This window comes from Gordonia otitidis NBRC 100426 (assembly GCF_000248075.1).
GTDB classification, from domain to species: Bacteria; Actinomycetota; Actinomycetes; order Mycobacteriales; family Mycobacteriaceae; genus Gordonia; species Gordonia otitidis.
Window position 1 is genome coordinate 1 of sequence record NZ_BAFB01000083.1, and the last position, 8,927, is coordinate 8,927.

Sequence of the window (8,927 nt, forward strand, 5' to 3'; positions counted from 1 at the left end):
CCGGCGCGGCCGCCTTCGGTGCCGCAGCTGCCGCAGTGGGATTCGGGATCGGCGGAACCATCGGAGGCCTCGCCGCCTACACGCTCGGCGCTGGCGATCCCGGCGCGAAGCCAGGCAAGCCGTGGGAGCAGGACAAGACTGAACCCGGTCAGGGTGGCGGAAGCACACCCCACACGTCGGTGACGGGCCCCGACCAGTTCCAGTTCGTGTTGCCGCCCGAGGCGGCGCAGAAGGCAGGATTGCCGCCTGTCCGCTACGTGGTCAATCATCGCGGTGACGTGACAGCGTCAGCGAACGTGGCCGGTCGCGAGTTCAAGACGGGATGGTCTGCAGAGCAGGCACGCGCACCCTACGGTCTGCTGGGTGCAGGGGCCGCCGATGCGGAAGCGAAGGCGCGGGAGATGACCGAATCGATCAGCCAGAACCTGGCGAAGCAGATTCCGGGCCTGCACGCGTCGTGGCCGTCGGGGGCACCCAGCAAGGCTGCCGAACCGGCACCCGCTGAGCAGCCAGCCGCAGCAACCCACGATGTGGCCGGCCAGGCCGCACCACAGCCGCAGGCCGCACCACAGCCGCAGGCCGCACCACAGCCGCAGGCCGCACCACAGCCGCAGGCCGCACCGCAACCGCAGGCGGTTCAGACGCCGCAAGCTGCTCCGCCCGCCCCCTTATCGCAGCCTCAGACGCCGCCGGCGCCGGTTCTCCCCAAGATCGAGGTGCCCAAGATCGAGCTTCCTAAGATCGATGTTGCGCAACTTGTTGGCCAGCCGACGAAAGCTGCTGCCGCACACCGCTGAGCACGAAAACGACAGCGCGGGTGCCGTCCTCCACGACGAGGCCGGTACCCGCGCTGTTGTTCTGTCGGTGTCATCGACACCACCACACCTGTCCGTCACGGCGTCCGACGCGTGGCCGGTGTGTGGCGTCGCCGCACACACACCGGCCAGGGGTTACGCCGCTGCCGCCGTGGTCAGTGCACTATCCACATCGAATACCTCCCTGATCACGTCCATCACGGTCCCGGTGCCGTCGGGGTCGTCCAGCCGCTCATCGACCGGGCACTCAGCGACCAATGCGCCCACAGCTACTTCCTCACCGAGACCAGCGTTCAGCATCGTCTGCGAGGCAAGAAGGTTCGGCACTGACGGCACCCACGTCGGGAAACCGCCATTGGCCAGAACCGCTGCCCGTCTCGTTGCCAGATTGCGCGCCACCTTCAACAATGACGGGTTCACGCCGCGCCGTTCGGCGGCGGTGTAGTCGTGGGTGACCTCCACCTTGATCGGAAGGCGCCGCAGCATCGCCGGGTCGAGTGCGCGCACCCCAATGCCTTCAACATTCCAGGTAGCAACAACTGTGAACCCTGGGGCAGCGGAAACGATTTCACCGCCGAGGTCTTCGAGGACCAGTTCACGCCGTGAGTCCAACAAGGAGAACAAGGCCGGAATTGTGCCCTGTGGAGCGCGGCTTAGCTCATCCGCCAGGAAGGGGCGTCCCTCTTCGGCGGCACGAGTCAACGGCCCCTTGCGATAGCTGAACCCCGAAGGAGCACTGTTATCAGGCACCCACGACCCGATCAGCGACGCCGGTGTCGAGTCGTCATGGAATGTGTAGCTGATCAACTCGTCACCGAACGCGGCGAGCGCAGCCGTCGACTTGCCTGTGCCAGCGGCGCCATAGAATCCGACCGCCATATCGTTGGCGCGCGCGCTACGCAGCAGATCAACGTCGGTGACGCCGCCGATCATGCGCGGATAGTAGGGGTCACCGTTCGGCAGGATCACCGGGGCGTTACCCGAACCGCGCAAAGTTGGTCGAGCGGCGCGGCTGGGTGCAGCAACGTTCGTTGTACTCGCTTGGGTGCCGAGCGCCGCTGATGCGACCTCTGCGACGGTGCCGGATGCTGCCACACCCTTGATGTGGTCGGCGAAGACCACTCGCACTGCAGTCTGATGATCGATCAGTAGATCGCCGTCGACGTCAACCACGACAGGCCCGCCCAGAGACGTGTTGTAGCCGCGCCCCGAAACTTTTTCGTCCCACCGCGCAGCGAAGGCGTCAGCAACCGATCGCGGGGTGTGCCCAACCGCGGGCCGCGAGTTTCGGGCGGAGGTCTGCGGTGCGTGGTCCCTCACATGCGACAGCGTCTTGTTGCGCAACTGCGACATTGGGCCGTACGCGGACGCCATGTTCGCCTCACCAGTAGCCGGATCCAGCCACACGATAGAGCCGTACACCTTGTTCCTGGGGCTGGATATGTCCTGGACGAGAAACCCTGCGACGCGAACCGTAGTCATTGCGTATCCCTTTCAATATTGGTGTCTTTGCGATGCACACAGACTGTCTGCCCACCCAGATACGGTGCGGCACAACCGCAAAGGTGCAGGTCAAACGATTCTGTGGGGTTGCATCCCAGGTCGTCGCCGTGCACAGGGGTGTCACACATGCCTCGGCAGCTGCGAAACGATCTGCCGCGCAACGAGTGAGGCCGATGACACGATCGGTGCAACCACTAGGAAAGGGCACCGATGACCGCCGCTACAGCATCAACGACAGACCGCTCCTGGGATCAGGTGTCGCGGTCAATGACCGCGATCGCAGATGAACTCGCCACCCGACAAGACCTGATCGTCCGTCTCTACGCCGGGGGAGTGCGCGCGCCCGGCGTCTTCGAACACACCACCGCGCGCATCAGCATCGACGCATCCCGTGTGTTCCCCAACGGAATCGACCCACGCACACTGGACTTCACCGACCCACGGCACCGTGCGCAGGCGCCGATCGCGCTCGGTGTGCTGTCGCACGAAACATCGCACGCAGAGCACTCGCCCATCCTCGCCGGAGGACAACCGCAGGCAACCGAATGGGCCACGGTCCTCGAAGAGCCGCGCATCGAGTCGATCATGGCGCGAACACATCCGCACACCCGGCAATGGATGCAGGCGTCAGCCGCCCACCTCATCGGCACGCGTGCACCCGACTCGACCGCCGAAGCCGCCCGACTGCTCGTCCTCGTCGGCGGCAGACTACTTGGTGGCGTGCTCGATGAGGACCCCTCGCTCGACCTGGACGCCGCCTGTGCCGGGTGGCTGACCCCTGAGCAGGTCGCTGTCATCTCCGAAGCGACCAACATTGCCGTCGACACCGCCGACACCGACACCGAGCAGCTTCTTCGGCAAGGACAGCGCATCGCCGACACGCTCGGCGATCAATCGCCACCCCAGCACGACGACGGCCTCGATCACAGCCCCGCCAGCATGGGAGACACCACCGGCGATGCAGGCAGCAGCAGCGATAGGCAGGGGACCAGACAGCCAGGTTCGGGCGGCGGCACATCTCCCGCACCCTCCGACGCCACTGCCACACCCCCCACCCCCTCCGACGCCGCTGGTCGACAACTGGTGCGAGCACTCGAAAAGGCGTCATCCGACGCTGCGACCAACATGCAGGCTGCAGCCGGGTTACTGCGTGCGGGACCCGAAACAGAGAAGCGCCGCGCCGAACAGTCGGCGCGCGCCGCGCAGGTCGCCGCCTCGGCGCGGAAGGCTCGCACCACCCGGCATCAGGTGACCTACCGCAGACCCACAGCCGCCGACCAGCGACAGCTGCGTGACTTGATGCGCCGCATGCGGCGTGCAGCCGATCGCGGCGTCGACGTCACCCGCGTACGTGAAACGGCCCCGCCTGGCGCAACAAACTCATCCGAACTGCTGCGCCGCGCCGCGCAGCGCGCCAACGGCGCCCGCCCCACAGCAACGCCGTGGTCGCGCACCGTTCGGCGGCAACGTGAGCAGCCGCGCCTCACCGTGGGGATCGCCGCCGACATTTCCCCAAGCATGGACGACCAGGTCGACCAGGTCGGTGTCGCAACCTGGATGCTGGGACAGGTTGCGCGTGAACGTGACGGCAAGACCGCAACCGTGACATGGCATTCCACGGCCGCACATCTGCCGACACAGGTGGGCGGCGGCATCCCCGTCGCCACCACCGGCAACGCGTCCAGCGGGTTACCTGCTGCGCTGCAAGCCCTCGATGGGATTCTCGGCCTCACCCGAGACAACTCGGCGCGCGTGGTCGCTGTCATCACCGACGCCAAACTGCCCAACGCAGACGCGGTGTACGCAGAAACGCGGCGCCTCATCGCTGCAGGGGTGCTGGTGCTGTGGCTGATCGCTAACCCTCGGCCGTCGTCTGCGCACATGCAGCCACCGCCTGGGGCAACCACCGCAGTGATCACCGACCCGTCACGGCTCTCAGAAGTGATCGCCAGCGCCGCGCTGAAAGCTCTCGCGGCCAGCTGACCGCTGGGTGGGCACGCCAGCAGTACTGGCGTGCCCACCCACCACACCCACTGCCGCTGTCCGGATTCGTGCTGGTCACGGCGCGGTGAAACGCGGTTCCCATAATCGAGTCACGAAAGTCGTCCACACGAGAGCGGAGACAGCTGTGACTGCGATGCTGAACGTGCCGACTCCACGAGCAGTGACGAACTCCGACGCCGCACATGTGGAGGAAGTCGTCAACCCTGCGTGGCCGTGGTTTCGTCAGGCCCGCTGCCGAGACACCGACCTCGAGTTCGATCCGCAGGTGTCACGAGGGCAGCGCCTGGCACTCGTCGCGCAAGATCAGATCGCAACCTGCACCTACTGTCCGGTCATCCAGTACTGCGCGGTCGATGCGCTCAAGCACCTCTACGCGCACGGCCGGCTCTCGGGCGTGTGGGCTGGCGTCGCCGTCGGGCACATGACTTCTATGGACGAGGTTCGCACACAGTTGGCGCAGATCGCTGGCCTCCCTGCCGATCACTACCTGGCGCGGAAAATGTCGGTGACGGAGCGTCGACGCCGCGAAGTCCTCATCGCACACCAGCGAGGGCGCAGCGCCGCAGAGATCGTGAGAATGCTCGACACCAGCGCGTCAACCGTTACGCGTGATCTACGAGCTCACGGCCACGAGAAAGATCCGGTCACCTGTCCGCAATGCCATCGCGATCGGCAACGCTCACCGTGACCCATCGTGCCGTTCGATGACGCTAGTAGCGGGATTGGCCGCTGCAACTAAGGGAGCCGGCTGCGATTGGTGCCGCACCTGCTTAAACGTGCTTCGCATACTGGCTGCACTGCATCGAAGCCACAGCAAAGGATCGCCGCCATGTCCCTCGCCGACAACGTCAGCGACATCGAAATCGAAACAGTCGTCCTGATGCTCGACCCAGCCGTACAACACCTAGCAACGTGCACCGCGGGGATATGTGACCGCGCGATCGACAGCCCCGAATTTCGCAGCGCCCTAAGCGAAACAGCCAACCATGTCGGGATCGCCGACTCCACAGTGGAGGCGTTGTTCAACGCGGTCATCCGGCTACGGGTGACGATGGGAATCGCAGCACCAGTGCGCCGCGACGGTCGGGCATCGTCATGACCGCCATCCACTCGGGCGATAGCGCCGTCGACACCTACAGCGACACCGAATGCCCCTGCGGGCTGTCACAACATATCGATGTGATTGAGGGCCACCTCGACATTCTTGACGAACGTATCGCCGCGATCCGAGACACCACCAACCGCCCGTACCTGTGGGACGATCCCGCAGATGGTTGCTACGCGATCCGCAGCCTCTACGCAACACTCACCCGGCGACCAGTGATGCCTGAGTACGACGAATGTGATTGCGACGCAGACCAATGGTGCGACCGGCTGCTGTACCTGATCGAGCGCCGTCGACACCAACTCGTACGCATCTGGAAAATCATCACGCAGCCTGACACATGGGTCGATCCGAGTGACGGCATAGGCATGGTGCGGGCCATCACCCTCGAAGGCGGCCCGAGACCAATACCAATTCGCACCGTGTCACCACACCCGGCATACCTGTAGCCGGTACCGGCCACAGGCAGAGGTCCGACGGCGGTGTCTCGGGGAGCGCGACGCCGCGGACAACCGCGATATGATCGCAGCTACATACATCGAAGCCAAGCAGTGCAGCACAAACCGGATCACTGATTCGGGCTGCACACCGAGGAGACGTCATGTGCGGCAGCACTCCGTGCGCAGCATGTCGTGGCCCGCGTCGACGTGAGCAGCGCCGAGCGCGCTACACCGCCACGCGGCTGGCGGCCACAGCCCCAGGAACGACCGCAGTCCTCACCCGGCCCCGCAACGCTGACATTGGCGCCGCGATCAGCGCCTGCCGTGCTGCGTACGCCACCTACAAAGCCAACCCTGCGCTGGAAGCCAAGTTCGAATCCGCTGTCCGGGTGGTCGGAACGCACGTCATCGCCGTGTGCGACCCGCTGATCGCCGCACGTATCGACGCCGCAGACTGCCAGCCACACCCAGTCGACGACGGCGCTCTCGCTGCAGCGCGCCGAGACCTTGAGAAACGCCACCGGCAGTGGGCTGCCGTGCACGCCAAAGTGCGTCGAACACACAAACTTGGCCCCAAAGACGCCATCCCACACGACCTGTTGTTCGATGCATCCCTTCCCGGCCGCGAGCGTCGATGGCGAGACAGTGTGCACTCTGAATACGCGGCCGCCCAAACACATTTCCTGAAACTGTCACAGATTGCGGCGGGACTGGACGATGAGGCGACACACCGTCAGGCGATCCGGAAAACCACCTACCTTGAGGTGATCGGCCAGGTTCGGCCGCTCGGCTTCCGCAACACAACAACGAACACCATCTTCGACGTCTACCCGACGTCCTGGCTCGATGAGCTCACCACACAGACGGCGACGACATCGTCGACCTCAGTCCCGCATCATCATGCGCTCGTGCATCGGGCCGAGGAAGTGATACCTGCGGTGGCAGCGGCCGCTCACGCCTACGCCCGCCGAGTCACCCGCCGCGACCAGCACATCGTGCACGCTGCGACAGGAATCGGCATCGACGGCCGCCAAGAGGCTCTCGCGGTGGGAGCTGAGGCCGTGTTCGAAGGCCGTCTCGGTGGACTGGTCGGCGACGGGTACCGCACCCGCGACGACCACCACCGTGCGTTCGTGCTCGGCGTGTGGACGGCACTATGACCTCGCCCACGCGAGCCAACACGTTTGGCCTTGCAGGCAAAGACGGGTCGTCGGTGGCGTGGAGCCGGGAATCAGTGAACGACGTCGACTCGCCAGGTGCGCTCTCCGGAAGCCCCGCAGTCGTGAACGAGGTGCTGCGACTGTTAACTCTGCGGCAGCCGATCACATTGCCGACCGGTGTGCGATGGACATTCGCCCCAGAACCCCAAGTTCACGCAGTTGACGTTGCCGCCGCAATGATCAATGCCATGCAGGTCGACTGCGACCTGCATGGCATTCTTGCGGCTTTCCCCGAACTGGGTGACACGCCTGGGCGTTGAACGCCGCCCGGGCGCCTCACCGAGCAGAATCGTAGATTCCGCCGAGTGACGTCTCCTCCACCTCGAGACCGAACACCGAGGTGAACACGTCCCGAATCTGATCATGCATCGTGGAGTCCGGGCATGACGCGGTGAACACTCCAGCAGCCGCTTCAACACCGAACGAGGCCAACATCGCATTGGCCGCAACAAGATCAGGTGTTTGCGGGTACCAGCGGGGGGTGGTGTTGTGGGTGGCGGCGAAAGCCGTCGCCGCAGAACGAAGATTGTTGGCGACCAGGATCAGTTTGTCGTCAACACCCTGCTTGGCGGCGATCGCGTAGTCGCTGTCAACGCGCAACTCGACCGGCATCCGTCGCCGCAAAGCCGCCGACAATGGGCGCGTGCCGTGATCATGATCGTTGTAGGTGATGACGACCATGAACCCGTCGGCCGCCTGAATCGGATCCAGATCTGGGCGATCAGCGATGACGATTTCGGCTCGACTGTCGGTCGCCGACAGAATCGCCGCCTCCACTTCGTCACCGGCACGGTTGATTTCGTCGATCAACAGCACCTTGCCCTCGCGCATAGCAACAGTCAGCGGGCCATCAGACCACGTCCACGCCGCACCACTCCCGGGGTCGGTCGGCAGGAACTGGCCCAGCAAGCTGGCGGCCGTCAAGCTCTTCACGCCCTGCACCGTGATCAACTCATCACCGAACGCCGCCTGCGGGAGAGTGGTCTTTCCGCCGCCGGGCGGACCGACCAACCGCACATGATGGCGTCCCCTGATCTCGCGAAGCACATCAACGTCGCGGCGACCGAACAACTCTCGCGGCATGTACCGTTCGCCGTTCCGCAGCTCGATCGACCCGTCTGCGCCTGCACCGGCGGTGTCGACGTAGTCGACCGTCTCGTCAGGTTCAGGTTCAGGTGAGGTAGGTCGTATCCCCATGAACTGGTGGGTGGCCGGCTTAGCGGGCGCGGGTCTGTCGCCGACGTCGACGACATCGTCGAGGTGCAGGGGAATGGCACGAGCTCGCACTCGCTGGCCGTGGCCAGTCTCCACTGCACGCAAGATCATGCTGGGGTCAACAACATTGCCGGCGGCATCGAACTCCACCGCTCCTTCATGAACCTCAGCGAATCCCGTCTTGATGGTGTAGTCGGCGTCGCCGACAGCGACGTCGTCTTCCTCCGAAAACCAGGAGCCCTCTGACACCAGAGAGCGCAGCGCCTTCTGTCGTTGCTCGTCGGCGAAACGTTCACGGGTTACGAGGCCTTCATTGTCGCCGTCACCGCCGCCGAAGGCGTCGAAACCGTGACTGCGTTTGACGACAACCCAGTCGCCTAGTGGTGACCGGAACATCGCCCGCGGCATGCCCTCGCGGACAACACCAGCGAACCGCATTGTGGTGCCGGTGATCGTGGACAACGGCGTCTCCTTGCTCGAGGACATCGCTTCGGACCGCGATGTCAGTGTCTTGTGCTACAGCTTGGCACGCGCATTTCTTCATCCGCGGCAACCACAGAGCCCAACAACAGGTGCCGCACCAAAATATGCAGGTACGCCACCATAAGAGTTATGAACGAGACCG

Annotated in this window: 8 protein-coding genes and 1 pseudogene; 7 read left to right on the forward strand and 2 right to left on the reverse strand. The window is 64.7% G+C overall.

All coding sequences use genetic code 11. The features are described from left to right. Positions 1-797, forward strand: a pseudogene (locus GOOTI_RS26095) (hypothetical protein); the annotation flags it as partial. A gap of 153 nt (positions 798-950) precedes the next feature. On the opposite strand, the gene GOOTI_RS08015 reads toward GOOTI_RS26095, so the two are convergent. Further along, entirely contained in the window at positions 951-1,937 is a 987-nt protein-coding gene (locus GOOTI_RS08015; protein WP_169315797.1) for an AAA family ATPase, read from the reverse strand. Between the two features lie 648 nt (positions 1,938-2,585). Between GOOTI_RS08015 and GOOTI_RS08020 the strand changes: the two genes are divergently transcribed. From GOOTI_RS08020 to GOOTI_RS08050, 6 genes are all read left to right on the forward strand, one after another. Further along, positions 2,586-4,301 carry a hypothetical protein gene (locus tag GOOTI_RS08020; RefSeq protein WP_007238072.1) on the forward strand — a complete coding sequence of 572 codons (1,716 nt, stop codon included), beginning with the start codon at positions 2,586-2,588 and terminating at the stop codon, positions 4,299-4,301. Between the two features lie 154 nt (positions 4,302-4,455). Then, positions 4,456-5,010 (forward strand): helix-turn-helix domain-containing protein, encoded by a 555-nt coding sequence (locus GOOTI_RS08025; RefSeq protein ID WP_039993757.1) that lies wholly within the window; start codon positions 4,456-4,458, stop codon positions 5,008-5,010. A 141-nt stretch (positions 5,011-5,151) separates the two neighbouring features. Further along, entirely contained in the window at positions 5,152-5,421 is a 270-nt protein-coding gene (locus GOOTI_RS08030; RefSeq protein WP_007238074.1) for a hypothetical protein, read from the forward strand. Beyond that, positions 5,418-5,876: a hypothetical protein gene (locus tag GOOTI_RS08035; protein ID WP_007238075.1), complete on the forward strand. Its 459-nt coding sequence runs from the start codon at positions 5,418-5,420 to the stop codon at positions 5,874-5,876. The genes GOOTI_RS08030 and GOOTI_RS08035 overlap by 4 nt, the downstream gene beginning before the upstream one ends. A gap of 152 nt (positions 5,877-6,028) precedes the next feature. Then, on the forward strand, positions 6,029-7,027 hold the full coding sequence (locus tag GOOTI_RS08045) for a hypothetical protein (RefSeq protein ID WP_007238076.1): 999 nt from the start codon (positions 6,029-6,031) through the stop codon (positions 7,025-7,027). Positions 7,028-7,101: 74 nt separating this feature from the next. Further along, a complete protein-coding gene (locus GOOTI_RS08050) occupies positions 7,102-7,347 on the forward strand; it encodes a hypothetical protein (RefSeq protein ID WP_039993760.1) in 246 nt (81 codons plus the stop codon). A gap of 16 nt (positions 7,348-7,363) precedes the next feature. Here GOOTI_RS08050 and GOOTI_RS24715 read toward each other — a convergent pair whose 3' ends face one another. Beyond that, entirely contained in the window at positions 7,364-8,788 is a 1,425-nt protein-coding gene (locus GOOTI_RS24715; protein ID WP_051997901.1) for an AAA family ATPase, read from the reverse strand. Positions 8,789-8,927: the final 139 nt, after the last annotated feature.